The sequence below is a fragment of the Flavobacterium album genome (assembly GCF_003096035.1).
GTDB classification, from domain to species: Bacteria; Bacteroidota; Bacteroidia; order Flavobacteriales; family Flavobacteriaceae; genus Flavobacterium; species Flavobacterium album.
The window spans coordinates 3,934,406-3,960,655 of the sequence record NZ_CP029186.1; the positions used below are offsets into that span (position 1 = coordinate 3,934,406).

21 protein-coding genes and 3 tRNA genes are annotated in these 26,250 nt (G+C 44.6%); 16 read left to right on the forward strand and 8 right to left on the reverse strand.

All coding sequences use genetic code 11. From position 1 onward, the window contains the following. Positions 1-104 precede the first annotated feature (104 nt). The 9 genes from HYN59_RS18125 to HYN59_RS17685 all read left to right on the forward strand — a co-directional run bounded on the left by HYN59_RS18125 (position 105) and on the right by HYN59_RS17685 (position 8,491). Entirely contained in the window at positions 105-275 is a 171-nt protein-coding gene (locus HYN59_RS18125; protein WP_181369477.1) for a hypothetical protein, read from the forward strand. Between the two features lie 64 nt (positions 276-339). Beyond that, positions 340-2,379 (forward strand): tetratricopeptide repeat-containing sensor histidine kinase, encoded by a 2,040-nt coding sequence (locus tag HYN59_RS17645; protein ID WP_108779542.1) that lies wholly within the window; start codon positions 340-342, stop codon positions 2,377-2,379. A gap of 69 nt (positions 2,380-2,448) precedes the next feature. Continuing rightward, on the forward strand, positions 2,449-3,675 hold the full coding sequence (locus HYN59_RS17650) for a Glu/Leu/Phe/Val dehydrogenase dimerization domain-containing protein (protein ID WP_108779543.1): 1,227 nt from the start codon (positions 2,449-2,451) through the stop codon (positions 3,673-3,675). Between the two features lie 56 nt (positions 3,676-3,731). After that, a complete protein-coding gene (locus HYN59_RS17655) occupies positions 3,732-4,946 on the forward strand; it encodes a bifunctional folylpolyglutamate synthase/dihydrofolate synthase (RefSeq protein ID WP_108779544.1) in 1,215 nt (404 codons plus the stop codon). Between the two features lie 83 nt (positions 4,947-5,029). Next, a tRNA-Val gene (locus tag HYN59_RS17660) sits at positions 5,030-5,104 on the forward strand. A gap of 205 nt (positions 5,105-5,309) precedes the next feature. Continuing rightward, the gene (locus HYN59_RS17665) at positions 5,310-5,555 is read left to right on the forward strand and encodes a hypothetical protein (RefSeq protein WP_108779545.1); all 246 of its coding nucleotides are present in this window, start codon (positions 5,310-5,312) and stop codon (positions 5,553-5,555) included. A gap of 201 nt (positions 5,556-5,756) precedes the next feature. Next, positions 5,757-6,053 (forward strand): hypothetical protein, encoded by a 297-nt coding sequence (locus HYN59_RS17675; protein ID WP_108779547.1) that lies wholly within the window; start codon positions 5,757-5,759, stop codon positions 6,051-6,053. 353 nt (positions 6,054-6,406) lie between these two features. After that, complete coding sequence (locus tag HYN59_RS17680; RefSeq protein ID WP_108779548.1) at positions 6,407-7,564, forward strand: alpha/beta hydrolase-fold protein; 1,158 nt, start codon at positions 6,407-6,409, stop codon at positions 7,562-7,564. 27 nt (positions 7,565-7,591) lie between these two features. After that, the gene (locus HYN59_RS17685) at positions 7,592-8,491 is read left to right on the forward strand and encodes an alpha/beta hydrolase family protein (RefSeq protein WP_108779549.1); all 900 of its coding nucleotides are present in this window, start codon (positions 7,592-7,594) and stop codon (positions 8,489-8,491) included. Positions 8,492-8,557: 66 nt separating this feature from the next. On the opposite strand, the gene HYN59_RS17690 is transcribed toward HYN59_RS17685, so the two are convergent. The 3 genes from HYN59_RS17690 to HYN59_RS17700 form a co-directional block, all read right to left on the reverse strand. Beyond that, positions 8,558-9,928 (reverse strand): hypothetical protein, encoded by a 1,371-nt coding sequence (locus HYN59_RS17690; RefSeq protein WP_108779550.1) that lies wholly within the window; start codon positions 9,926-9,928, stop codon positions 8,558-8,560. Positions 9,929-10,308: 380 nt separating this feature from the next. Next, positions 10,309-11,988, reverse strand: a complete 1,680-nt coding sequence (locus HYN59_RS17695) for a T9SS-dependent choice-of-anchor J family protein (protein ID WP_108779551.1) — start codon at positions 11,986-11,988, stop codon at positions 10,309-10,311. A 326-nt stretch (positions 11,989-12,314) separates the two neighbouring features. Beyond that, positions 12,315-14,000: an RluA family pseudouridine synthase gene (locus HYN59_RS17700; RefSeq protein WP_108779552.1), complete on the reverse strand. Its 1,686-nt coding sequence runs from the start codon at positions 13,998-14,000 to the stop codon at positions 12,315-12,317. Between the two features lie 114 nt (positions 14,001-14,114). Between HYN59_RS17700 and HYN59_RS17705 the strand changes: the two genes are divergently transcribed. From HYN59_RS17705 to HYN59_RS17715, 3 genes are all read left to right on the forward strand, one after another. Further along, positions 14,115-14,672, forward strand: a complete 558-nt coding sequence (locus HYN59_RS17705; RefSeq protein ID WP_108779553.1) for a DUF6642 family protein — start codon at positions 14,115-14,117, stop codon at positions 14,670-14,672. A 94-nt stretch (positions 14,673-14,766) separates the two neighbouring features. Continuing rightward, positions 14,767-15,882, forward strand: coding sequence for an AI-2E family transporter (locus HYN59_RS17710; protein ID WP_108779554.1), 1,116 nt, complete (start codon positions 14,767-14,769; stop codon positions 15,880-15,882). A gap of 84 nt (positions 15,883-15,966) precedes the next feature. Then, positions 15,967-16,395, forward strand: a complete 429-nt coding sequence (locus HYN59_RS17715; protein WP_108779555.1) for a hypothetical protein — start codon at positions 15,967-15,969, stop codon at positions 16,393-16,395. Positions 16,396-16,596: 201 nt separating this feature from the next. Here the strand turns inward: HYN59_RS17715 and rpsT are convergent, their stop codons facing one another. The 4 genes from rpsT to proS all read right to left on the reverse strand — a co-directional run bounded on the left by rpsT (position 16,597) and on the right by proS (position 18,602). Next, positions 16,597-16,848 (reverse strand): 30S ribosomal protein S20, encoded by a 252-nt coding sequence (rpsT, locus tag HYN59_RS17720; protein WP_108779556.1) that lies wholly within the window; start codon positions 16,846-16,848, stop codon positions 16,597-16,599. 37 nt (positions 16,849-16,885) lie between these two features. Beyond that, a tRNA-Glu gene (locus HYN59_RS17725) sits at positions 16,886-16,957 on the reverse strand. Positions 16,958-16,977: 20 nt separating this feature from the next. After that, positions 16,978-17,049: transfer RNA gene (locus tag HYN59_RS17730), tRNA-Glu, on the reverse strand. Between the two features lie 80 nt (positions 17,050-17,129). Further along, entirely contained in the window at positions 17,130-18,602 is a 1,473-nt protein-coding gene (proS, locus tag HYN59_RS17735; protein WP_108779557.1) for a proline--tRNA ligase, read from the reverse strand. 103 nt (positions 18,603-18,705) lie between these two features. Between proS and HYN59_RS17740 the strand changes: the two genes are divergently transcribed. The 4 genes from HYN59_RS17740 to HYN59_RS17755 all read left to right on the forward strand — a co-directional run bounded on the left by HYN59_RS17740 (position 18,706) and on the right by HYN59_RS17755 (position 23,937). Continuing rightward, a complete protein-coding gene (locus tag HYN59_RS17740; protein ID WP_146185983.1) occupies positions 18,706-19,818 on the forward strand; it encodes a hypothetical protein in 1,113 nt (370 codons plus the stop codon). Between the two features lie 64 nt (positions 19,819-19,882). Next, entirely contained in the window at positions 19,883-21,406 is a 1,524-nt protein-coding gene (locus HYN59_RS17745) for an OmpP1/FadL family transporter (protein WP_108779791.1), read from the forward strand. Positions 21,407-22,143: 737 nt separating this feature from the next. Next, a complete protein-coding gene (rimO, locus tag HYN59_RS17750; protein WP_108779559.1) occupies positions 22,144-23,475 on the forward strand; it encodes a 30S ribosomal protein S12 methylthiotransferase RimO in 1,332 nt (443 codons plus the stop codon). Between the two features lie 63 nt (positions 23,476-23,538). Beyond that, positions 23,539-23,937: a hypothetical protein gene (locus HYN59_RS17755; protein ID WP_108779560.1), complete on the forward strand. Its 399-nt coding sequence runs from the start codon at positions 23,539-23,541 to the stop codon at positions 23,935-23,937. 2 nt (positions 23,938-23,939) lie between these two features. Here HYN59_RS17755 and HYN59_RS17760 read toward each other — a convergent pair whose 3' ends face one another. After that, a complete protein-coding gene (locus HYN59_RS17760) occupies positions 23,940-26,207 on the reverse strand; it encodes a B12-binding domain-containing radical SAM protein (protein ID WP_108779561.1) in 2,268 nt (755 codons plus the stop codon). Positions 26,208-26,250: the final 43 nt, after the last annotated feature.

A 26,250-nucleotide genomic window follows, 5' to 3' on the forward strand; every position in this document is an offset into this window, starting at 1 on the left:
AGTTAACGTTTTTTTAGTCCTACTTTTGCTTCAGAATTAATCGCAGAACGGTAATTCAAAAAGCAAAATTTAAATAAAAAACATCTATAAAAAACCTTACTACCATGAAAAAGTTTATACTAACTATCGCTCTTATTGCAACACTTGGCGCTACTACTGTTTCTTGTTCAACTGATGACAGCGCACTAACTGATACATCTGCAGACAGCCTTGGGCAACAGCTACCTGGTAATGGCGATGTAGGCCTTCCAAAACCGACAACTCCGAAGCCATAATTGGCATTTAACATAAAATATATTATTTTTGAGGCAATAGTCGAACACTATTGCCTCAAAAATTTTGAATAAGTACCTATTATATATACTTATCCCGGCTCTCTGCCTCACCTTTTTTTCCTGCGAAAAATCTTCGGGGGGTAAAAGCAAATCCCAAAATACGATTGAAAAGCTTTTTGATGAGGGCGAGAATACCAATACCGACCAAAAAGTAAGAGAATCCAGAATTGATTCTGCCTACACCTTATTTTCCAACAATGACAACGATTCTATAACGCGGTTTTTCTACCGCAGGGCAACCGTTGCTTACTACGACCTTAATAAATATGACAAGTCCCTGCGGACAAGCCATAAAGTATACGACATGGGCACCGAGGCAAAAGATTCGGTAACCATGGCCAAAGCCTCTTACTTTTCGGGTCTATCCCATTCGGAAAAAGGGAACAATGACAGCGCCTTTTATTATTACGGGCAGGCAGAAAGGCTTTTTCTTGATATTAATGACTCCAGCCTTTTAGGGGAGATAGGATTATATAAAGCCTACATTTATTATAACATAGGGGAATATGTGCAGTGCGAAAGCCAGGCTATCAAAGCCCTGCGATTGCTGGAGGCAAAAAACAGCACTATAGATATCTATAAATGCAACAACCTCATAGGGAGTGCGCTGTTAGGCGAAGGCAATTTTACGGAAGCTATCAAATATTACCGGGCAGCTTTGGGATTGCTTGAAAACCTCAGGAAAGAAGGTTACCCTGACAATATTATATCCAACTACAAAGCATACTGTTACAATAATATGGGCCGGGTATATATAAAGCAGAAAGATTACGATGACGCCATCCGCATCTACGAAGAGGCTTTTCCTGAAATTGACCAACGAATCATAGAGCCTGCGCTTTATGCCATGATGATAAATAACCTGGCGTATGTAAGATTCAAATCCGGGAACAATGCCGGCCTTCCTGATATGTTCTACCGCTCATTGCACATAAGGGACAGTATCGGGGACCGTTCGGGCGTTGTGGCCAGCAACCTGAGCCTGGGGGAATACTTTGCGAGCCGCCGCGATACTGCCCGTGCGATAATGTACCTGAAATTTGCTTATGATGGTGCCCGCAAAATAAAAAGTACCGACGATATACTTACCACCACTAAAATGTTATCGGATATTGACCGTAAAGACGGCCCTTTTTATGCCGACCAATATATCCAGGTGAGCGAGGCATTGCAGGAAACCGCTAAAGCCAACAGGGGTAAGTTTGCCAGGATAGAATATGAAACCGACAAGCTACAGAACGAGAAAGAGGCCCTCGACCGGAAAAACAACTATATAATGGGTGCATCGGTAATTGTATTGCTGTTCGTCGCGGCCATATTCATAATATATTACCTGAATTCCCGGAACAAGGAACTTTTGCTTATACAGGAACAGCAAAAAGCAAGCGAGGAAATTTACCAGCTTATGTTTGAGCAGCAGTCCAATATCGAATCGGCCCGTACCGAAGAAAAAACGCGTATCGCCATGGAACTCCACGACGGCATACTCAACAACATCTATGCTGTCCGGCTAAACCTTGAGTTCATCAATAAAAAGGCCGATGAAGAATCTGTAATAAAGCGAAAGGAATACATTAAGGAACTGCAGAACGTGGAAAGTGAGATACGCGCTGTATCGCACGACCTTAGCCGCAATGATATCTTTAACCAGGGACAGGATTTTGGCACCATATTGAAATTCATGATAACCTCCCAGAAGAATAACTTCAATACGGGCTTCGATGCGGAGATTGACCCTACAATAGACTGGGATGCCATGAACAACACCTTTAAGATAAATATTTACAGGATCGTGCAGGAGGCATTGCAAAACATCAATAAATATTCGCAGGCCGAAAATGCCGGCGTAGAGATAATGCAGCAGGGCAACAACCTGAACATACTCGTTACAGATGACGGCATAGGGTTCGAACCTGAAAAAGCGAAAGGCGGTATCGGGCTGCGCAACCTGCGTAAACGGGCCGACTCGCTGAAGGGCATACTGAACATCACCTCGCAGCCTGGCAAAGGCGCATCCATTGAAGTAATATTCCCGTTAGTATAAAAATAAAAAATACGGAATTCTCATAAATTTGTTTTATATATTTGTGCCGATTTATAAAAACACAACTAAATGAAAGATTTACTAAGTAAATTCGAAAATAAACAACCTGAAATAATATTCAACTGGAAAGATACCGAAACCGAGGCTGAAGGCTGGACAGTGATCAATTCACTTCGCGGTGGCGCTGCCGGCGGTGGTACCAGGATGCGCAAAGGCCTTGACATGAACGAGGTGCTTTCGCTGGCCAAAACCATGGAAGTAAAATTTTCGGTTTCCGGCCCTGCAATAGGGGGCGCAAAATCGGGAATTAACTTTGACCCGAACGACCCACGCAAAAAAGGCGTGCTGCAAAGATGGTACAAAGCCGTATCCCCATTACTGAAAAGCTATTACGGAACCGGCGGCGACCTTAATGTAGACGAGATACACGAGGTGATACCAATGACAGAGGAGTGTGGCGTATGGCATCCGCAGGAAGGTGTTTTCAACGGGCATTTTAAGCCAAGCGAAGCGGACAAGATAAACAGGATAGGCCAGCTGCGCCAGGGTGTTGTGAAGGTTATCGAGAACCCTGCCTTCTCCCCTGACGTGAACAGGAAATATACGGTGGCAGACATGATTACCGGATATGGCGTTGCTGAGGCAGTACGTCATTTTTACAACATTTACGGAGGTGACGTTAAAGGCAAAAAAGCCATTGTACAGGGCTTTGGTAACGTAGGTTCTGCGGCGGCATTCTACCTTGCTGAGATGGGCGCTAAAGTAGTGGGCATCATCGACCGTGACGGCGGGCTTATCAATAAAGAAGGCTTTACTTTTGAAGAGATCAAGCAACTGTTCCTTAATAAGGACGGCAACAAACTTGTGGCTGACAATATGATCCCGTTTGAGCAGATCAATGCGGAAATATGGAATATAGGCGCGGAAATATTTACGCCATGTGCCGCTTCGAGATTGGTTACCAAAGAGCAGATAGACAGCATGATCGCTTCGGGCCTTGAGGTGATATCTTGTGGCGCCAACGTGCCTTTTGCCGATAAAGAAATATTCTTCGGCCCGATCATGGAAACTACCGACAGCAAAGTAAGCCTTATCCCTGATTTCATTTCAAACTGCGGTATGGCAAGGGTATTTGCTTATTTCATGGAGAAAAAAGTAAGCATGACCGATGATGCGATATTCAATGACGCGTCAACAATAATCGGCAATGCGATACAAAAAGTACATGCACAAAACAGCAGCAAAACAGGCATTAGTGCTACGGCATTTGAAATTGCCTTAAAGCAACTGGTGTAAACCCAAAATAAATTATACTTTTATAATGGCAGGCGATCCCTGCCATTTTTTAATATATGGACTATAAAGAAACCGTTGAATGGATGTTTGGCCGCCTGCCCATGTACCAGATGCAGGGCGCTTCGGCCTATAAAAAAGACCTTACCAACACCCTGCTGCTGGCAGATCATCTTGGCAACCCGGAAAAGAAGATTACGGCCATACACGTGGCGGGAACCAATGGCAAAGGCTCCACATCGAACATGCTGGCCTCCATACTACAGGAAGCAGGCTACAAGACCGGCCTGTATACCTCGCCGCACCTGAAGGATTTCAGGGAACGGATTAAGATCAACGGTCAGGACATACCGGAGAGCTTTGTAATTGGTTTTATAGAAAGGAACAAGCCTTTTTTTGAAGAGCAGGAACTCAGCTTTTTTGAGATGACCGTAGGCCTTGCCTTCGATTATTTCGTGGCGGAACAGGTAGACATAGCAGTGATTGAAGTAGGCATGGGCGGCAGGCTCGATTCTACCAACATCATTACGCCGCTGGTATCTGTTATTACCAACATCGGAATGGACCATATGCAATTCCTTGGGAATACATTACAGGAGATTGCGATGGAAAAAGCAGGGATCATCAAGCCCGGCATACCGGTAGTCATTGGTGAGTATACACCTGAGACCAGGCCTGTATTTTTAGCGAAAGCGAAGGCGTGCTCCTCCCCTGTCTTCTTTGCTTCAGATGAAGTAACCGGCGACTATCCGTCCGACCTTGTTGGCGATTACCAAAATTACAACAAAAAAACGGTTCTAAAAACCATTGAAATACTACAGGAGCGATTCCCGGTAACACAAAAAAACATCAGCGAAGGCTTGCTTCATGTGTCAAAAAATACAGGATTCGCAGGCAGGTGGCAGCAGGTGCATACTAATCCTACAGCCATAGCCGATACTGCCCATAACAGCCACGGCCTTAAGATCGTGATGGCACAGCTTCAAAAGCAAAAATTCGGTGCCCTGCACATCGTTCTTGGTGTGGTGAATGACAAAGACCTGGCCGATATCCTCCCGCTATTCCCGAAAAATGCCACCTATTATTTTTGTAAGCCCATTGTACCCCGCGGACTCGACGCAAAACTTTTGCAGGGAGCGGCAACAGGCTACGGACTGAATGGCAATGTATATAATTCGGTTACAAGCGCTTATGAGGATGCGCTGGCAAATGCATCTGCAAACGACTTCATTTACATTGGCGGGAGCACTTTTGTAGTAGCAGAAATTTTATGATTTTTTACTTTAATGTTTGCAAATATCAAAAAACACCCTATATTTGCACTCGCAATACGGAACAAGATTGCAAAACATATTGGGGGCGATTAGCTCAGCTGGTTCAGAGCATCTCGTTTACACCGAGAGGGTCGGGGGTTCGAATCCCTCATCGCCCACAGATTTAAAAACTCTTCAGGAAACTGAAGAGTTTTTTGTTTTTATGAGCTTTTGGTATTGATTCTTTTTAATCTTATTTTAGTTTAGTCAAAATACTCGTCTTTGTAAGTTGTAAACGGCTAAATTGGGGGATGTTAATTGCTAGACCAAATACAGCCGAATAAATATGAAAGAACTAAATAAAAAAGAATAAATTAAACTATTATGGGCACAGAAAATTTACTTGAAGATTTGGTTAACCATGTTGTATCATCGACACTACATGTCGTTATGATCGATCCAAAAACTCTTATGCCTAAATGTGCCGGTAGCGGATGTTTTATCATATATAAAGAACGTCCGTTTTTTATTTCAGTTCAACACGTAACAGATAAAGAAGGGTTACAGGCGGTTATTGATAAAGGAACAGGAAATGAGACTGGGACAGACGTGTTTCCTGTCCTGCTCTAAACTATATTGGTGAAATTGATATTAATCAATTGGACATCAGTAAACCTGTAATTGAGCAGACAAAAATGTTAGATGTTTGTTATGCTGAAATGAAAGAAGATATCGTCATTTATCAAAAAGAATTATGGTTTAATAAAATACATGTAAAAGCTGATAATAAACGATTGCTATTTACCGATTTGACTTATATTCCCAATACAGATGAAAAAATACTGTTTCTATGGTAGAATACGTGCAGCCACATACCAAAATGAATTAATTCAAACGGATAAATTATTTTTGGGTTTAGAATATGACTGTAAAGTTGGACCATTTGAGCGTTTTATTTTGCAAGATGTTATACAAGAACATAACCATATTGATTTTATTGGGACCAGTGGAGCACCGATTATTTCGGAAACCGGAGAACCAGTTGCATTTGTTGCTCACGGATATACAGGCGAAAAATATATTTATGCTTTCTCGGATAGAGAAATAAAAAGATATCTGGATATATAATATATATTGACATGCACCCTAATGAATAAAATTAACCATGATTTATATGTTTTGTATATATCTAAATCATTTGTAATTTCAATTCAGAATCAAATAAACAATAAACTCGTCTAATGATTTATAACTCTCCAGGAAACTGAGGAGTTTTTTTGTTTTATGAACTTTCGGAAGTGATCCGTATTAATCCCTATTTCTGCACTTCCCGCAAATGGAATAATAAAATAAAGACATTTTAAATTCTCCAAAAATTATTTGTGCAGTCCTTTTTTTTGTAGTATTGTAAAATACCTAGTTCATTCATTCTTTACTATTATCAGGTTTGCATTATTTAGCTGCCATTTAATAACATCGCGATGATAAAAAAAATATTTATATTACTGTTTCTTTTCAATTTGCTGCCTGCAACGTTGTCTGCACAAAATTATGAGAGATACAAGAAGCTGACCGACAGTACAATAGTATCTAAATACCTCGGATACGACAAAAAGATATCGGTGTTAGTACCAATAGAGTGGCAAAAGGATTTAAAAAACAAATTTCCCCTGATTATTATATTCGATAAGCAGAATAAAAGAAGCCATAATTACATCATTAATACAGTTGATTACCTGACAAGTAATGAGCAGATGCCATCCTCTGTAATAATTAGTGTAGCATCCGAACAGCGTTATCGTTACCTGGAAACACAGTATAAAATTTCTGATTCGAGCGGACTTGCTGCAGAGAATGAAAAATTCATATTTGATGAACTTATCCCGATTGCCGAAAAAAAATATAAAACTAATGCCCTAAGAATATTAATCGGCCATTCGAGATATGGGTACTTTACCACTTCACTATTCAAATCCAGGATTAACGATTTGACCGGCGTTATTGCTATGAGTCCGTTTTTTGTACAGAAAAATATTAATCTAACGGACTCAATAAGCAAATTAAACAATCCTTCCCACTCCAGGAAATATTTCCGTTTCGCAATTGGAAATGATTTTCCGGAGGATTTCAGCATGATGGAATCAGGTTTGGGGAAGCGTACTCCCAACGCCTTGCTGGATATAAAAGGATACCGCTTTAAAGAAGCCGCCCATAATGTTACACCCGGTTTATTGATAAGCACATCGCTCTATGAAATATTCGAGGAATGGTCCAATATCCAGGCGCAATATTCTTCGGTTAAGCAAAACGATTTAAACTGCAAAGCTACCCTTGAGAAACAAATAACCTCGTGCTATGGAACAGGTGTTAACTTTTCAATTGGTGTACTCAATGGGAAGGGATGGCATTTTTTCAATGAAAAACAATATGACAAGGCAGTTCAGGCGTGGCAAATATTGATGGCTGCTTATCCAAATTTTTCCGAAGGTTATCTATACATAATTGAGGCCCAAATTCAACTGAAAAAAAATTATGATAAAACAGTTCAAGATTTCAGGGATTCATTGGCTGCTTCAGGATTTTACACAGAGCAGGAAAAGAAAGACTTACTAATTGAATTACAGGAATTGATAAAATAATAGGCTGATAACAATCATACATATCAAATGGATTTAAACTTATTTTCTAAAGCATTGCTTTGGTTATTACTGGTAACCTTACCGGAAACCGCATTTTCCCAATCAGCCGACTTTACCATTAAGGATGTAAAATTTGAAAGCCAGGGCATCACTCTTGCGGGCTCAGTTTTAACGCCTAAAAAACCCGTTGCGGCAGTTGTAATTGTTCACGGCTCTGATCCTGTAAAAAGAGAACTGGAGTTTGCAAAACGCCTTGCGAAAGAAGGCATTGCTGTATTAACATATGATAAACGCGGCGTTGGAGAATCCGTTGGTGTGTATGTCGGGCCGTCTGTTGGCACCAATAATATAGATGCTGCCAATCTTGATTTATTAGCTCAGGATGCATCAGCAGCAGTTAGTGTGCTTCGAACTAATTTGAAAGATAAGAAAATACCAATTGGCCTGGCAGGCTTCAGCCAGGCAGGATGGATCATACCAATTGCTGCGGGTAAAAACCCACTAATAGCATTTATGGTTCTGTTTAGCTGCCCTACGATTACCACCCTGGAACAACTCAGGTTTCAGTTTTACACTAATGGAAATAATAGTTTTTGGGAAAATCATACAGATGAAGATGCCCGCGAACATACTAAAAATGACCCGGACAGGTACCAGTTCGCTGCAACTGACCCAAAAATTTCGCTTAATACCCTGTCAATTCCGGGACTTTGGCTTTATGGTGAAAAAGATATACAGATCCCGGTAAAATTATGTATAGAGCAGCTAAATACATTGAAAGCAAAAGGCAAACCTTTCGAATATACTTTGTTCCCGGCATTAGGACACAATACTTCTTCTGAGACTATTATAGAGCCCGTTGCTATTTCAATTCAATGGATAAAACAAAAAGCTTTGGAGATTAAGAAGGTGAAAGTATCCCAATAACCACCAGTTTCATTTCATCCTGAAAACCTTTCAAAATGGGAGGCGGTTATGTTTAGCCCAGGCTCTTTATTCAATCAGTTCGACCAACAAAGAGCATGCCCCGCCAACATAGGTGGTATTTGTATCTGAAACTGTAGGACGTACGGATATTTTCTGGTAAGCGTTGCAATTCACCATGACCGTTTTTTCTATGGTGGTAAGGCTATTGTTTGACAATCTTTCTACCGAATAGCTTCCGGGAACAGAGGTGGAGTAATCCAGATAGAGCATAAAGCCTGCATTTAATGCTGAGCCCCCCGATTTAGTGAGTCCGAGAGTGTAGGTTATCCTGTAGATACCGGCTTTCGGCAGCGTTATCCCATCTGTTTCAACGGTAACTCCATTGGAAACCGTTGCTGTAGGAAGGCTCACATTAGTATACTGGTTAAGGGCCTGTCCGCTTCCGGAATAATAAATTTGTCCATATACTTTAGTTGCTTTTTGCCAGGACGCCTTGCCTGCAGCATCGCTGGTAAGCACATACCCGTTTGCCTGCGTTCCGTCCGTAAGCTTGAATGTCCCATTCACATGTAGGCGGGTGTCGGGGGTATTGGTACCGATACCCACTTTATTATCCGCGTTCGACGAGCTCCCTAAAATGACCGAATTTGCCTGTGTTGCTGTTGCCTGGAAACCAATAGCCGTGGCATTTTGACCGGAAGCCGAAGCTTCGGTCCCAAAAGCTCCTGCCTGATAGGCCGTTGCAGCCGCACCATATCCTACAGCTGACGTATTATTTTGCGTGGCGGAGGAATTCATTCCAATAGCCAGTGACTGATATCCTGTGGCAGAAGCAGAATAACCGCCTGCAAAGGCATTATTGGACGAAGCCGTTGAGCCATATCCTATGGCTGAAGAGCGGTATCCCCCCGCATTCGATGAAATGCCCAGTGCCATCGCTTCTGTGTTCACTGCAGAGGTTGCCCCGCTTCCTATAGCGATACCTTTGGTGTCATTGGCTAAAGCGTTTATCCCTAACGAAATGCCGCCCCCGGGATGGAGTTTGCCCATGAGCAGGTTGTTCACTTTAATGGTGAAGGGGTTATAATTAAGGGTTCCTATAAAATTCCCGGATCCGGCGGTATTCCCCGCAACACCCCATGAAGGGCCTGTCACGGCAGATGCAAGGAGTGGTTTCCAGCTGCTGTCCCAGTAATAAAACCCGGGGAGCACATCGTTTTGGGAAACAGTATTGTACACCAGCAGGCCGGCAGCAGGCGAAGGCACCGTAACTGCGTCTGTGGTAGACACCAGGGAAACACGCGGGATAAGCAGCCCTTTGGAAGAGCTTTTTAGTTCCAGCACCGCAGAAGCGTTCGGCGTGATTGTACCAATACCTACCTGTGCATAAAGGCCTGAGAACAATAAGCAAAAAACGAACGTTATAACAGATTTCATATAATATGTTTACATTAATAAATTACCGGAGGGGGCCGGGCATACAGAAGCAGGGGGCAGCCTGCGTGGCAAAACTATTATATGCGGTAAAACTATCCACACCAGAAGTAACAACAGGCGGGAATGCGGTAACAAATGAATGTATTTGAATATATAGCGGCGGGCTAATCCTATACTACTTTTAAAATAGACGCGAATCTAACATTAGCAGAAATTTAATCCCGCATAAATGACGGTGAATATTGCAATAGTATTGGGAGTAATTGTATTGGCTGCAATACACTATATAAAGATTGCTGTCAGCCATTCCGGGATGGGCTGCTGCCAAAGAAAAACGCCATTGACTTGCAATGGCGTTTGGTATATTTTAGCGTATCAGCTTATTCTTTCACAAACTTTGCATTCCTGTTGCCGATCTTCAAAATATAGACACCGGAAGGCAGTGCACTAACATTAACAGAGCTGCTGTTGTTTAATTTTTCATGAACTATCAGCCTGCCGGTAAGGTCATAAATAGCTGTATTGGTATCTTCTAATGTACCCTGAACAGCGATATTCAGTTCGCTTTTCACAGGGTTGGGGAAAATTGTCCACGAACTTACGGCATAATCACCATGCTCCGGATTAGAAAGTGTTGAGAACTGGAACCTTGCGCTCATAGGCAAATGGTCGGATGTAGTACTGTAATAACCGGCAATGGTTTGGGGTACACTTATTTCCTGTGCGGCGCTGTCCGTTACATAATTGCCTATCAGTTCATTGGAGATAATAATATTCTCAATAATCGGGTGAATTCCCCAGTCGGTATCGGCATCAACAATATCCTTGCTTATGCCGGTATAATTGGTAGTATCATCCATAAAATTCTTATATGGTGAAATGCTGCAATTGCAATTGTTGCTCGAAGTCCCGATGAGATAGTCATTAAAATCGCCAATTACTATCAAATTCTTAGTATTGTAAGCGCTTCCGTCAAGTATTCCTTTTAGCCCTTCAGCGGCTCCTTTCCTGCGGGTGTAGCTCTCGCCATTATCGTTATTATCTTCTGCTTTGGCATGGATGTTTATAAGCGAAACCGGAATTAATGTGGTGCCCGCAACAAGCTTTACATTATAAAGCACCGGAAAGCGGCCGTTTGTCCAGTTATACGAATAGGTATTGCCCTGCGAGCCATTCCCGTTGCTTAACTCCAAAGAATTGACAAGCTGCACTTTTGATTTTTTGTAAATAATACCCTGCCTCTGGTTGCAGTCGCCTGTATTGGAAGGCACAATGGCTCCACCCCACTCATTTCCTAATAGCGTAAGCAATGTAGCGATAGAAGGCTGCGAAGATGTATTGATAACTTCCTGGATACAGTAAATATCCGAGTCCATAGTGATCATTGCCGCGGCAACGTTGTTGATCTGCTGGGTTTCGTTAGTTGGGCCAAATTGCGTGCATCCGAGCCATTCGGTATTCCAGTTCGTTATTTTGAAAACAGCAGTGTTTGGGTCTTCGCCTGTGACTTTCACGTTCTTTATTTCCCATGTGGCGCTTTGGGATGCACTGCTCTTATAGCGGAAAGCAATACGTGAGTTGGCCGATTTTGCCGCCGCAGGGATAACAAGCCCGCCTGACGATACATAATCCCAGGCGTTTGCTATACTTTGGTTGAGCCCAAGGTCTACCCATTGCGTGGTGGCAGGGTTGCCGGTATAATTGGCCGTTGCAAATGCTTCATACCATCCCTGGTCGAGGCCGGCATTGACCAGCGCTCCCGGGCCGCGTGTATGGCTGAAGGAGAGCTGTGCGTTGTTCGCCTGCAAAAGGTTCATAGGTGAGCTGATAAGCCAGTCTTCATTTGCAAAGCTCTGCCCTCCTGAATACCCGCTGCACACCGCGCCATATTGCGCACTGAAATTCCATGTTTGCGTACCCGTTACGCTCACAGCTGTAAACGTATTAAAGCTTTGCTGTGTCAATAATGTCTCGTCAAGTATCGTGGTTTGCGCATTCAGCTTGCTAAAGCCAAAGCAAAGGCATGCCAGCACAATAATAAGTCGGTTGAATTTTTGCATATGTAAATAAGGGTATCGTTCGTTCAAAAATGATTCTGTTAATAATTTCCGGCAAATATATACGAAATTGGGTAAATGCCTCAACAATATTATAGTACACCAGCATCACCAGCCGGAAGTTATAGTATTGGCACAAAAAAGCACTTCTTTAAAATCCTTTTCCTTTATATTGAAAACCCTGAAATCCTTAATAATTGCTAGCATTTTCATTCGTATGAGAATCAAAATGACGGTAGTATCAACGGCTTATAATGTATATTATAAAAAGGTTAATTTATTTTGAAGTCAAAATTTAAGCTGAACCCATATCAAACCAACCAACAACCTTAAAACTCCTCACTCACCTCAAACTTCATCATCTCGCCTGTTACCGGATGGATGAATTCAAGATACGCCGCATGCAGGTGCAGCCTGTCCGCAGCCGTCCCGTAGAGGTTATCGCCAACAATAGGCGCGTTCAGTCCGTCTTCGTGCGCGGCATGCATACGGAGCTGGTGCGTGCGGCCTGTAAGCGGCCAGAAATGGACTTTGGTAGTCCTTTCTTTCCGTTCGATGACTTTCCATTTTGTTATGGCCTTTTTACCGAATTCGAAGCAAACCAGCTGCCTTGGCCTGTTATCCAGGTCGCCCCGCAACGGAAGGTTTATCTCCCCTCCCTCTTCTTTTATTACTTTTGAAAGCAATGCAGTGTATCGCTTGGTTACGGTTCTTTTCAGGAATTGCTTCTGGATATCCTTATGGGCTTCCTTCGTTTTCGCCACCACCAAAAGCCCCGATGTTGCCATATCCAGCCTGTGGATGATAAGCGGCTCGATAGTAACGAACGCTGCTTTCAATCTTGAATATACCGAATCATAGATGTTGATACCGGGAACAGAAAGCAGCTCGGCAGGCTTGTTTACGATCACAAAGCTATCATCTTCATAAATGATATCCAGCTCTTTACCTTCGCCCGGATTGTTCAAAAGCGGGTCTTCGTCTACTTCCATACCTTCCAGCATGTGGGCCAGGATAGGCTTGCATTTCCCGGTACACGCCGGATAGAACTGCTTGTGCTGCCTGATCTCGGACTTTGGAGGCGCACCCCACCAGAATTCTGCCATGGCAATGGGCCTATAACCATTCAGGAAGGCATGCTGCAACAGCTTGGGTGTCGCGCACTCCCCGGCGGCGGCAGGCGGTTTGCCAAAAACGGTATCGCTGAAAATCGCCTGCAGGCTTTTCTTTTTGTTGTGTATGTTCAGGAATTCGTATTGCTCAAAAAGCTGTTGTTGCAACGCTGCCGACTTTTCTTTACGTTCCTTTTTAAGGGCATCGATCTGTCCGTCCAATTCGGCCAGGGCAGACCGCGCTTCGTCCAGGCGTTGCTCCCAATACCTTGCAAGGAGCCGGGACTGGTGCCTGTCGTTCAGGCTATGGCGTACCAGATAGGCTTCCAGCCGTGCAAAATGCTTTTCGCTGAGTAGTTTCCGCTGCTCTTCCCTAAGTTCTTTACGTTCGGCTTTACTGCGCTTTAGTTTGTCTTTAAGGGCAGCGGTTTCCTTTATGGATTCAGAAGATAACTGTTCAAACTCCCGCTTAAGGGCAATATAATGTTCGTCAGTCTCTATTTCCTTTACCTTATCATTGATGGTGTTGAGGATGTTTTGCTCTTTAAGGAAGAAGCTGTTCTCGATCAGCATATCGAACACCGGCGGCACAAAACGTGAATGCTCATTAGTCCCGGCCAACTTTCCGGAAAAAGCAGATAAATAGCCGAGTTTTCCTTTCTTATCCTCTATTACCAGCACACCAAACATTTTCCCGATAACAAGCCCCTGACCATTTTCTGAAAGCCCGAAATTATGGTCCAGGTCCGCATCGCTTTCCAGATAGTCCTGTAATTCTTTCGCTGCGATATTTGCTAACGGATGCGGTTCGTAAAAAAAAGGAAAGGTAAACCGTTCCGGCAGCGCTATCCCTTGTATGGCACTGTCAGAAAAATAGGAAATATAATTTTGGCTGCTATCCAACTAATTTTTTTTCGCGAAAATAATGCAATATTCGCTTAGTGCAGACGCCAAAGCAATTTTAACGCAATGTTTTTGGAAGCCTTGCCATGATAGCTTATTTTTGAGTACTACATTATGGATGATAAATTTATATTCTGCCTCGAAGCAGTCCCCGATACAGAAACAGGTACTATCACAGAAACCGTCAGGAATTTAGAACAACTGGCTTTCGAACAGGGCATTGACAGCATTTACAAAACATGCGATACCATCGAGGGGCTGGAGGAAAGCCTGAACGCATTGCTGTATAATGACCATAACTTCAGGAATTATGAGATCATTTACCTGGTGATGCAGGGCGAAGGCAATACCATCTGCCTCAACGATTATTACTACAGCCTCGAGGAAATTGCCGAAATTTTTGAAGGAAGGATGAGAGGGAAGATCGTGCATTTCGCCAACGCCAAGGTTTTGGACCTGACAAGTGAGGAAGCCCAATATTTTTTAGACATTACCGGGGCAAAAGCTGTATCGGGATACGGTACGATATTCGACACGATTACCAGCAGTAACCTCGACAAGGCTTTCTTCAGCCTGTTTGAAGATGAGGACAATGTGGTGGAGATCGTAAAAGAGCTTCATGAAAAGCATTATGCGCTCTGCAGGCTGCTCGATTTCCGGTTGTACTATTAAATTCATACGGTTTTTCTCATCTTTTAAGATGCTTTTGGTAATTCTTTCTTTTTATTTAAATTATATTTGATTGAACCCACCAAGGATCCTTACTATGAGACAAACTGTACAATTCCCTTTTTACGCAAAATTAGCCCTATCGCTATTTATAGTCATTGCTATTACCGCTATTCTTTATATTGGGCAGTCGGTTATCATACCGCTGCTGATGGCTTTGCTGTTTGCGATCCTGCTCCGCCCGGTTGCTAACTTTATGCAGACAAAAATGCGGCTGCCCCACGTGATCGCCTGCCTGCTAACGGTCATATTGTTCGTTTTCTTCTTTGCCGTGATCTTTTACTTTATATCCGTCCAGATCATTGATATGGCCAACGACTGGAATACCATGAAGGCCAATCTGATGCATCATTACCATAACCTGCAGGAATATGTAAGGGACAATTTTAACCTCAACAAGACCGATCAGGAAAAGCTAATTGAAAAAGCCGCCGATGGCTCGCTTGATTCAGGCAAACAGATCGTGGGAACTACGCTGCTATCTTTTTCCGACACCATGATGAACATGGTACTCGTGCAGGTATACATATTCCTTATACTGCTCTACAGGACACACTTTATTAAATTCCTCTGCAAATTATTTGACCAAAAACACCACCAGACGCTGCAGGAAATTCTCGGCACCATAAAGGTTTCGGTGCAAAGCTATATTGTTGGGCTGCTCATTGAGTTTGTCATCGTGTCTGTGCTTACCGCCATCGGGCTAATGATCATCGGGGTAAAATACGCCATCCTTCTTGGGGTCATAACAGGGCTGCTCAACCTCATACCTTATATTGGCATCCTAATCGCCGGAGTGCTCACAATAATAGCCTCTCTCACAGGAACTGCCGATACTTCTATCATCATTGGCATCATTGTGGTAAACGTTGTGGTACAGCTGATCGACAATAACCTGCTTGTACCGATGATCGTAAGCTCGAAAGTAGAGATCAATGCGATAGCCTCCATTGTGGGGATCATCATTGGGGGAATGCTGGGCGGCATTTCGGGCATGTTCCTGGCCATACCGCTGATGGCCATCATGAAAGTTATTTTCGACAGGATCGATGCCGTTGAGCCGTGGGGTTATTTATTAGGCGACGACCTGCCCCGTACGTTCAAATGGCGTAAAAAGAGGAAACCGCAACCTACCGATGCCCCGGAGGCGTAAATGTGAAAATTACCCTAATAATTAAGGCTTTAAATATACTGTAACATTTTATCGCCGTAAATTAGTCTCACTAAGTATTTGACCATGGAAATGACAGAGCAGCTTTTCTGGCTATTCGTACTGGCAATCCCAATATCCTGCGTGGCTTGGACGGTCACACATGAAGAGATATTCAGGGAGCCTCGGGAATATTGCGTGGGACGGAGCAAAAACGGGCGCAGCATGTTCGAACGGAAATTCTTTTACCTTTTCACCTGCGAATATTGCTTCAGCCATTATATCACGATTATTTTTATTGCAATGAGCGGCTTTCATTTGCTGCTTGATGACTGGCGGGGCTATATCATTGCGGGCTTTGCGCTGGTTTTTGTGGCCAATGCCTACATGAGCGCCTTTGCATTGCTGCGCCAGGCCATCAAAAAGGAAAAGACTGAGATAAAGGTAATGCAAAAAAGCGTCGACACTGAGGAAAGCATCGCGGAGTTGTATAAAGGCGACAATGAGATACGATAAATCATTCCTGTAAAACTGCTGTTATCCGGCCGGTTACCCTCTCCTCCATCCATGCAGGGAAATAAAAAATCCCTCCGACGGGAAGGATTTTTATTCAATAAAACTCATTTTTTATCTTTAAACCGGAAAGTTTTACAACTTTACCTAAACAAAAACTCCCCGCTATTGCGGGGAGCTTGTATACTATCGTGTGGCTTCTGATTAAAGAGCCGCTACGTGCCTTGTAAGTTTTGATTTAAGGTTTGAAGCCTTATTAGCGTGAATGATATTCTTCTTCGCCAGTTTGTCAATCATAGAGATAACAGAAGAAAGTTTCTCTGAAGCCTCACTCTTATCAGTAGCCATACGTATTGCTTTGATAGCGTTACGTGTAGTTTTATGCTGATACCTGTTCAACACCCTTTTCTTCTCGTTTGTCCTTATTCTCTTTAATGCTGACTTATGATTTGCCATTTTTTCTTAACTTAATCTCGTTATTAACTTTTTATTGTAGTCCGTAGGGGAATCGAACCCCTGTTACCAGGATGAAAACCTGGCGTCCTAACCCCTAGACGAACGGACCATTGTCCTCTTTGAAATTTGTAGCCCGTAGGGGAATCGAACCCCTCTTGCCAGAATGAAAATCTGAAGTCCTAACCGATAGACGAACGGGCCATTTTGTTTCTCTAATGCGGATGCAAAAATACAACTATTTTTTATTTTCGCAAGAGGTAAACAAAAAAATATTTAAAATTTTAGTAGGCTCTTGCAAACAGCACCCTGCCTTTAGACGGAGCCCCTGTAAATACACAGCTTCCCGCCTCTTCTTTCCTGTCTAAAGGAATGCAGCGGATAGTTGCTTTGGTAAGGTCTTTTATCTTTTCTTCAGTCTCCGGTGTGCCGTCCCAATGGGCAGAAACGAAACCGGCCTTATTCTCAAGAACTTCCTTAAACTCTTCAAACGAATTTACTTCGGTGATATGTTCTTCCCTGTAAGCCAACGCTTTGGTAAACATATCTTTCTGCATCTCCTCAAGAAGGTCGCTGATATGGCTTACAATGTCGGCGCTCAATATTGTTTCTTTGGTTAGCGTATCCCTCCTGGCTACTTCAAAAGTACCGTTGGCAAGGTCGTTCGGCCCGATAGCGATACGCACCGGCACGCCTTTAAGCTCATACTCATTAAACTTCCATCCCGGCTTGTGCGTGGTCCTGTCGTCATATTTTACCGATATGCCCAGCTTCCTTAGGCGGGCCATCAGTTGTTTTGCTTCTTCGGATATGGCAGCAAGCTGCTCATCGCCTTTATATATAGGAACGATAATTACCTGTATTGGCGCCAGGTTAGGAGGCAGCACCAGTCCGTTATCGTCGGAGTGCGTCATTACAAGCGCACCCATCAGGCGGGTAGAAACACCCCATGAGGTAGCCCACACATATTCCTGCTTGCCTTCCTGGTTGGCGAATTTCACATCGAATGCCTTGGCAAAGTTCTGCCCGAGGAAGTGCGATGTGCCTGCCTGCAGGGCTTTTCCGTCCTGCATAAGCGCCTCGATACAATAGGTCTCAATAGCGCCGGCAAAACGCTCGTTGGCGCTCTTTACGCCTTTTATCACCGGTATTGCCATGAAGTTTTCGGCAAAGTCGGCATATACGTTCATCATTTGTTCTGCTTCGGCTATGGCCTCAGTTTGGGTAGCGTGTGCGGTATGTCCTTCCTGCCAAAGAAACTCAGCAGTGCGAAGGAATAGCCTTGTACGCATTTCCCAGCGTACCACGTTGGCCCACTGGTTTACGAGTATCGGCAGGTCGCGATACGATTGTATCCAGCCCCTGTAGGTATCCCATATTATAGTTTCCGATGTCGGCCTCACGATAAGCTCTTCCTCAAGCTTGGCATCAGGGTCGACCTCGATCTTTCCATCCTCGCCTGTTTTTAGCCTGTAATGAGTAACTACGGCGCACTCTTTTGCAAAGCCATCTACGTGGCTTGCCTCCTTGCTGAAGTAGGACTTGGGTATGAACAGCGGGAAATAAGCATTCTGGTGGCCTGTTTCCTTAAACATCCTGTCCAGCTCTGCCTGCATTTTTTCCCAGATCGCATAGCCATACGGCTTGATCACCATGCATCCCCTAACTCCCGAATTTTCGGCAAGGTCTGCTTTTACCACCAGTTCATTATACCACTTGGAATAATCTTCTGCGCGCTTCGTTAAATTCTTACTCATTTTTAATAATTTGGCACAAATATTGTTTTATCTTTATAGAAAGAAATCGTCTGGCAAAACTAACTATTTTTGTACAGTCCAACAATAAAAAAAATGCAGAGATATGAAAACTGATTACACTAAACTACGGTCACTCTCCCTCTACTCTATATTGGGAGTCCTTGGCATGGCGGTTACGTCATGCAGCTCCTATAATACCGCTTCTTCTACCGATAACGACGGCATATATGGCAATGTGCCCCGCAACGAAAAGAACGAGCCGGTATATACTTATAACGATGGCAACGTGAGCCAATACAAAGACGGCGCTGTTACCGGACAGAACAGCAACGGCTACTCTACTTATTTCAATTCCCTGCAGGACCAGTACCCTGTAGTTACCGATGTTGACGGCTACAGCTCTTATGATAACGATACCATTGCAGTAGCCCAATCCTATAATTCAAATGCCGGCTGGGGCGAAGACCCAAATAATGTTACCGTAAATGTTTACGGAGGCAACGGTTATGGCTATGGAGGCTATGGCTGGGGCGGTTATGGTGGCTGGGGCTATCCTTACTATGGCGGCTGGGGCTGGGGCCTTGGCTACGGTTGGGGAGGCTACTACGGCGGCTGGGGCTGGGGGCTTGGCTACGGTTACGTAGGCTGGGGACTTGGTTATGGCTGGGGTGGTTACGGCGGATGGGGCGGCTACTACGGTGGCTGGGGATACCCTTACTACGGCGGCTATTACGGAAACCATTACCACCATTATAACAACAACTATGGTTACGGCAGGTCTACAGGATATTACCTGGGTGGCCGCAATAGCGGTGTAAACGGCAGGTATGCACAAGGCAGGAGAAGCACTACAAGCATAAACAACGGCAGGTCGGCTTACTCATCTTCACGAGGCAGCTCTGTGGCAGGAAGGGCACCAAGGTTTACCAACAGCAATACTAGCCGCGGCAATAACGGCATCGTAAGGTCCAGGGGCGATGTACAATACAACAACTCAGGACGAAACAGCTCTTACAGCAATTCTTCAAGGAATAGCGGCAACAACAGCTATACACCATCACGAAGCTACAGCGCCCCATCGAGGAGCGGCGGTAACTTCAGCACTCCATCAAGAAGCAGTGGCGGCTTTAGCGGCGGCGGAAGATCCGGCGGCTTTGGCGGAGGCGGTGGCGGTGGCTCACGCGGCGGTGGCGGAGGCGGCGGACGCAGAGGCTAATACAAAATAAACCCCATGTTGATTTACGTAAATCGGCATGGGGTATCTTAATACAATACACATCATGAAAAGAATCATATTTTCTGCTGCAGCTTTTTTTGCAGTAGTGGCAACCTATGCCCAACAGGATCTTAATACCGCTGCCGATGCAGTGCGCTATTCCTCAGACAATTTAACGGGTACTGCGCGCTTCAGGGCCATGAGCGGCGCTTTTGGCGCTGTGGGCGGCGATGTTTCGGCAATGGGGGTTAACCCTGCCGGATCGGCTATTTTCAATTACAATTCCGGTACTGCTTCGGGATCAAGCTATAATGTTAACAACAGCGCGGATTACTTTGGGACTAAGACCGTAAAGAATAGCAACAACTTCGACCTTAACCAGGTGGGTGCCGTTTTCGTTTTCAGCAATGCTGCCGAAGGCGCGTTCATGAATAAGTTTACCTTGGGCTTTAATTATGAGAATACCAACAGCTATTACAATAAGATCGATGCACAGGGCACAAACCCAACGAATTCCATTGACAGGTATTTTTTGCGCTACGCGAACGGTATAGGCAGCGAAGGCGGCATAACGCTTAACACCCTTAACAATGCTTATTACGATGAATTGAGCTTCATCGACCAGCAGGCTTACCTTGGCTACAATGCCTACATCTTCAATCCTGTTACGCAGGACGATAACAATACCGCGTATACCAGCAACATTCCCGCCAGTGGAAATTATTTCCAGAAGAACTCCTTATCTACAAGGGGCTATAACGGCAAGATGGCGCTTAACTTCGCCACACAGCTCAAACAAAGGTTTTACCTGGGAGCAAATATCAATTTCCATTTTACCGATTATGTAAAGACCACCAGCTTTTATGAGGATACAAACAATCCGTCATCAACCGGCCTGCAGGCGGTACGTTTCAATAACGAGCGTTATACCTATGGCGGCGGCTTCTCTTTGAACCTGGGAGGCATTGTAAAGATTACCGAACAGCTTAGAGCGGGTATTGCTTACGAGTCGCCTACATGGTACAGGCTACAGGATGAGATAACCCAAAGCATATCGTCTTTTTGCCCTGAATGCGACGCTAATGGCAGTAGCGATACAGTTACCACAGATCCGGGCATAACATTCGTGTTTGACAACTACACTATAAAAACACCATCAAAATGGACCGGCAGCCTTGCGTATGTATTTGGAAAAAACGGCCTTGTAAGCGTGGATTATTCCCTGAAAGATTACAGCAAGACCGAGTACCGGAATGCCCGCTACCAGGCTATCAATACCGAACTTACCAGTAGCCTTACCATGGCCGGGGAACTTCGGATAGGTGCTGAGTACCGTATTAAAAAATTCAGCCTAAGGGGCGGTTACCGTTACATGGAGAGCCCTTATAAAAACGGAACTACTATTGGCGCACTAACCGGCTATACGGGCGGCCTTGGCTTTTCTTTCCCCGCCTCGAGGCTGGACCTTGCGTATTCGTGGTACCAACGTAAAATGGATTCACCATTGCTTACCGCAGGATTTACCGATGCTGCCAGGGTAACCACAACCAATAACAACATCACGCTTTCGTATACGATAGACTTATAGTTTTCATCTTGCTATATTTTAAAAAGCCATCTTTTTTAAGGATGGCTTTTTTGTTTGAAGGTCAGATGTCCGAAGTCGGATGATATACGCCGGAAAATAGTATCGTTTTATGTTCTTCTATCGTTTATCAAAGGAGATGGAGCCAGGACGTTTCATTACTTTTATAATAATTAGAGGTTGTTAAGCCCTTTCAGGGCTTTTAACCGACATCCACGCCTTTCCCCGGGCGATGCCCGGGGCTAATTTGTATAACCCCTTTGGGGTTGAAAAACGGGGGTACTCTCTTGTCCTAAAATAGGTTTACATCAAAGTAAATAATAGGGAAAAGACATACGGCTTCATGTATAAATCTTTGCTTAACCCCAACGGGGTTTGATGCTATAGCCTCGGGCATCGCCCGGGGAGTTAAAACAGGCCAATAAAAAAAGCCCTGTAGGGGCGATACAAATGAACTACTCCCGCATGAGTGAAGCTCGCGTGAGGGATAGAGCCGGTATCCTGCGGAGGAACGAAGCAGATATAGGCGAAAGCCCGACGGCGTAGGCACGGAGCCGGCACGCCATAGAAAAGATTTTTAGACTGTTGGTTCCAACCTTGCAGGTATAATCTAATTTTCCAGACCTACAAGGTTAAAAGAAAACCTTGCAGGTCTTTCGTAACTGTAACCGTAAACTTTACCATTTAAAACCTGATACTATCAATAAAATGATTAATTTTGCACTCCAATTTTCAATTACATGAGAACCAAATCGTTAAAGAAGAATAAGATCAATGTAATCACGCTTGGATGCTCCAAGAATGTATACGACAGCGAAGTGCTGATGGGCCAGCTGCGTGCCAGCGGTAAAGATGTAACCCACGAAGCCCCGGCGCATGAGGAAGGGAACATCATCGTGATAAACACCTGCGGTTTCATTGACAATGCAAAGGAAGAGTCGGTTAACATGATACTGAACTATGTAGACAAAAAAGAGCAGGGTATTGTAGATAAGGTTTTTGTAACCGGATGCCTGTCTGAGCGCTACAAGCCGGACCTTATTAAGGAGATACCGAATGTAGACCAATATTTCGGGACGACTGAGCTACCGGGACTGCTGAAAGCCCTGGGCGCCGACTATAAGCACGAACTGCTTGGCGAACGCCTTACCACTACCCCGAAAAATTATGCTTACCTAAAGATTGCCGAGGGCTGCGACCGCCCGTGCAGTTTTTGTGCGATACCGCTAATGAGAGGCAAGCACGTTTCTCAACCTATTGAAAAACTGGTGAAAGAAGCGGAAGGCCTTGCCCGCAACGGTGTGAAAGAACTGATACTTATTGCACAGGACCTTACCTATTACGGTCTTGATCTTTATAAAAAACGCAACCTTGCCGAACTGCTTGAAAACCTTGTGAAGGTAGAAGGTATCGAGTGGATCAGGCTGCATTATGCGTTCCCTTCCGGTTTCCCCATGGATGTGCTGGAGCTGATGAACCGCGAGCCTAAGATCTGCAATTACATCGATATCCCATTACAGCACATCAGCGACAGTGTACTGAAGTCGATGCGCCGCGGTACAACACAGGAAAAAACTACGAAGCTACTAAAAGAATTCAGGCAGACTGTTCCTGGAATGGCGATACGGACTACCCTTATCGTAGGCTATCCGGGTGAAACGGAAGAAGATTTCCAGATATTGAAAAACTGGGTGGAAGAGATGCGTTTTGAGCGCCTGGGCTGTTTTGCCTATTCACATGAAGAGAATACCCACGCCTACCTTTTGGAAGACGATGTGCCTGCCGAAGTGAAGCAGCAACGTGCCAACGAGATCATGGAACTGCAGTCGCAAATATCTTGGGAACTGAACCAGGAGAAGATCGGGCAGACTTTCCGCTGCATTATCGACAGGAAAGAAGGTGGCCACTTTGTAGGCCGCACCGAATTCGACAGTCCCGATGTGGATAACGAGGTATTGATCGACGCATCGCTTGCTTATCTTAAGACAGGCGAATTTGTAAACATAAAAATTACCGATGCCACAGAGTTCGATCTTTACGGCATTCCGGCCGATATAAAAATTGAGGCATAATATTTGAAAGCTAAAGGTATACTTTAGCTTTTTTTATTAAGTTTGATAAAATATTACCAGGTTATGAAATTCAGGGCATCTTATATCGTATTCCTTTTTGTATTCTTTATATCCGCTGCGGCATCGGCACAGGTTGACCGTACCATTGCTCCTCAACAGTACAAAAGGGCTAACCCTAATAAAAATAAGAGCAAAGCCAGTACCGATTTCGTTGAAAGGTCTGTAGTTTACCTGACATCAACACTAAAGCTGGATGATTTCCAGGCAGCAGCAATACGGGATATCCTTGAGCAGGAGCGCGACCATATTACATCTCTTAACACCATTCAGGGCATTACAACAGATGAACGAAGGGATATGGCCGTAGATATATCCAACAGGATATACAAGCAGGTGCTTCCATTATTATCGAAAGACCAAGCCGAAAAATACACCAAGATGGAGGAATCCAAGAAATTCTGACACTACAAAACAAGCAGCCCGAATTCCCTTAAGGTATTCACAGGCTTGCTGTACCAAAACAGCTCAAAATCTTCCATAACGCTTTCGTAGCTTTGCTTTGCCTGCGCGAAAGTCACCACCGTATTGTTTTTTGAAGCTGCTTTCCCGAGGAAATCCATTAGCCATTCCGCATTTTCTTTGGAAACCTGGATAGAGAAACTTTCTTTCTTATCGTGGAATGTCAATGTCGCCATTTCGAAGGACTGCCCTTTTTTGTTTTTGGTAAAATAAGAAACCGAGGGCTTCCCCCCTGTCCAGACCAATTTGGCGGTCGGTTTTATATTTAAATTATCTTCTTCCTGCAAAACGCTGTATATGTAATCGTCAGCAACTTTCGTTCGCGGCACTTTAAATTCGAACCAATCCTGTAGCGGATAGTCGAAACAAATACCATGCATATAATTGAACAGCGACTTCTTTAATCCAAAACTGAACTTGTCATGGTTGGCACCGCTGTTATCAATATGCACAATGTCGTTATTGGCAAAGCTGCCCACAATATCGCTTTCTTTCACCACACTGAATTTCTCAGGATACATACCCACGGGGCTGTGTGCTGTCATGGCGAATTGGTGCCAGAACCCCGACTGCAATATCCCGGTTTCGAACATCTGGCGCACCATTTCGAGCGAGTCGATGGTTTCCTGTGCAGTTTGTGTAGGGAAGCCATACATGAGGTAGGCATGTACCATGATACCGGCTTCGGTAAAGTTGCGGGTCACACGGGCCACCTGCGCAACGGTCACGCCTTTTTGTATCAGTTCGAGCAAGCGGTCGGATGCTACCTCCAGCCCACCGGAAACCGCAATACATCCCGAGGCTTTCAATAACCGGCACAAGTCGGCAGTGAAGCTCTTCTCGAAGCGGATATTAGTCCACCACGTTACAGCGAGGTTGCGGCGCAAGATCACCAACGCTACTTCGCGCATTAATGCCGGTGGCGCTGCCTCATCGACAAAGTGGAAGCCGTTCTGCCCGGTTTGGGCGATGAGCACTTCCATCCTGTCTACAAGCAGCTTTGCCGCAACAGGCTCATATATCTTTATATAGTCGAGTGAAATATCGCAAAAGGTACATTTGCCCCAATAGCAGCCGTGCGCCATGGTGAGCTTGTTCCACCGTCCGTCGCTCCACATGCGGTGCATAGGGTTTACGATCTCGATGACCGAAATATAATCGTCCAAAAGCAGGTCAGAATAATCCGGTGTGCCAACCTCTGACTGCTTATAATCTTTAAAGCCGGAATTGTCAATGTATTTAATTTGGCCATCAACAAGTGCGAAAGTACGTTTCAGCTGGCTGATATCCCTTTTGCCGTCAATATGCTCAATAAGGCATTCGATGGGAGCTTCGCCATCGTCGAGTGTAATGAAATCGAAGAACTCCATAACCCGCACATCCGAAAGGGAGCGTAGTTCCGTATTAGGAAAACCGCCGCCCATGGCGACCTTTACACCCGGAAAATGCTGCTTTATATATTGGGCACTGCGGAAAGCCGCATACAAGTTACCCGGGAACGGAACGGAAAAGCACACCAGCTGCGGGTTAAGCTCCAGCATTCTTTCCTGCAGCAGGCCAATCAGGAGCCTGTCGATATATGTATAAGGCTGTTGCAGGCTTTCGTACAGCTCATCGAATGAATTGGCCGAACGCCCGAGCCTTTCGGCATAGCGACTAAAGCCAAAATGCGGGTCGATACACTCCACGATCAGGTCGGAAACATCTTCGAGGTACAGCGTAGCAAGGTGCTTGGCCTTATCCTGCGTACCCATGCTACCAAAAGCCCAGTCCAGTTCTTCCAACTGTGCAAAGCGGGAAGCTTCGGGCAGGAAATCCTCGCTACAGATAAGATGTGCCAATGTTGGATTCTTCCCCTGCAAAAAGAGCATGACAGGGTTAATGGTTTTGAGGTAGTCGTTTTTGAGGGCAAGGATGCGTTGGGAGTTGGGAGAAAATGGTTCCGGGTTCCGCGTTTGGAGTTCCGGGTTTGGAGTTCCGCGTTCCTCACGTTTGGAATTTGCGATTTGTAATTTGGAATTTATTTCAATTTCCTTAAACAGATCGGTCAATCCCTGTTTTGAGAACAGCTTTAAAATAACCTCGATACCAAGGTCGGCCTGAAAGGACGCAATCCCTTTGGTATTGAGGAAACCCTTCAGGTAGGCCGTTGCCGGATAGGGCGTGTTGAGCTGTGTGAAAGGCGGCGTTATTAAAAAGGCTTTGGTGTTCAAAACAATGGATTAAGAGTGCAAAGGTAGGAGATATTTTCGGGAT

Coding starts and splice junctions, on each gene's coding strand:
- HYN59_RS18125 (WP_181369477.1), top strand. CDS start 105: ATGAAAAAGTTTATACTAACTATCGCTCTTATTGCAACACTTGGCGCT.
- HYN59_RS17650 (WP_108779543.1), top strand. CDS start 2,449: ATGAAAGATTTACTAAGTAAATTCGAAAATAAACAACCTGAAATAATA.
- HYN59_RS17655 (WP_108779544.1), top strand. CDS start 3,732: ATGGACTATAAAGAAACCGTTGAATGGATGTTTGGCCGCCTGCCCATG.
- HYN59_RS17665 (WP_108779545.1), top strand. CDS start 5,310: ATGGGCACAGAAAATTTACTTGAAGATTTGGTTAACCATGTTGTATCA.
- HYN59_RS17675 (WP_108779547.1), top strand. CDS start 5,757: ATGAAAAAATACTGTTTCTATGGTAGAATACGTGCAGCCACATACCAA.
- HYN59_RS17680 (WP_108779548.1), top strand. CDS start 6,407: ATGATAAAAAAAATATTTATATTACTGTTTCTTTTCAATTTGCTGCCT.
- HYN59_RS17685 (WP_108779549.1), top strand. CDS start 7,592: ATGGATTTAAACTTATTTTCTAAAGCATTGCTTTGGTTATTACTGGTA.
- HYN59_RS17690 (WP_108779550.1), bottom strand. CDS start 9,928: ATGAAATCTGTTATAACGTTCGTTTTTTGCTTATTGTTCTCAGGCCTT.
- HYN59_RS17695 (WP_108779551.1), bottom strand. CDS start 11,988: ATGCAAAAATTCAACCGACTTATTATTGTGCTGGCATGCCTTTGCTTT.
- HYN59_RS17705 (WP_108779553.1), top strand. CDS start 14,115: ATGGATGATAAATTTATATTCTGCCTCGAAGCAGTCCCCGATACAGAA.
- HYN59_RS17710 (WP_108779554.1), top strand. CDS start 14,767: ATGAGACAAACTGTACAATTCCCTTTTTACGCAAAATTAGCCCTATCG.
- HYN59_RS17715 (WP_108779555.1), top strand. CDS start 15,967: ATGGAAATGACAGAGCAGCTTTTCTGGCTATTCGTACTGGCAATCCCA.
- rpsT (WP_108779556.1), bottom strand. CDS start 16,848: ATGGCAAATCATAAGTCAGCATTAAAGAGAATAAGGACAAACGAGAAG.
- proS (WP_108779557.1), bottom strand. CDS start 18,602: ATGAGTAAGAATTTAACGAAGCGCGCAGAAGATTATTCCAAGTGGTAT.
- HYN59_RS17740 (WP_146185983.1), top strand. CDS start 18,706: ATGAAAACTGATTACACTAAACTACGGTCACTCTCCCTCTACTCTATA.
- HYN59_RS17745 (WP_108779791.1), top strand. CDS start 19,883: ATGAAAAGAATCATATTTTCTGCTGCAGCTTTTTTTGCAGTAGTGGCA.
- rimO (WP_108779559.1), top strand. CDS start 22,144: ATGAGAACCAAATCGTTAAAGAAGAATAAGATCAATGTAATCACGCTT.
- HYN59_RS17755 (WP_108779560.1), top strand. CDS start 23,539: ATGAAATTCAGGGCATCTTATATCGTATTCCTTTTTGTATTCTTTATA.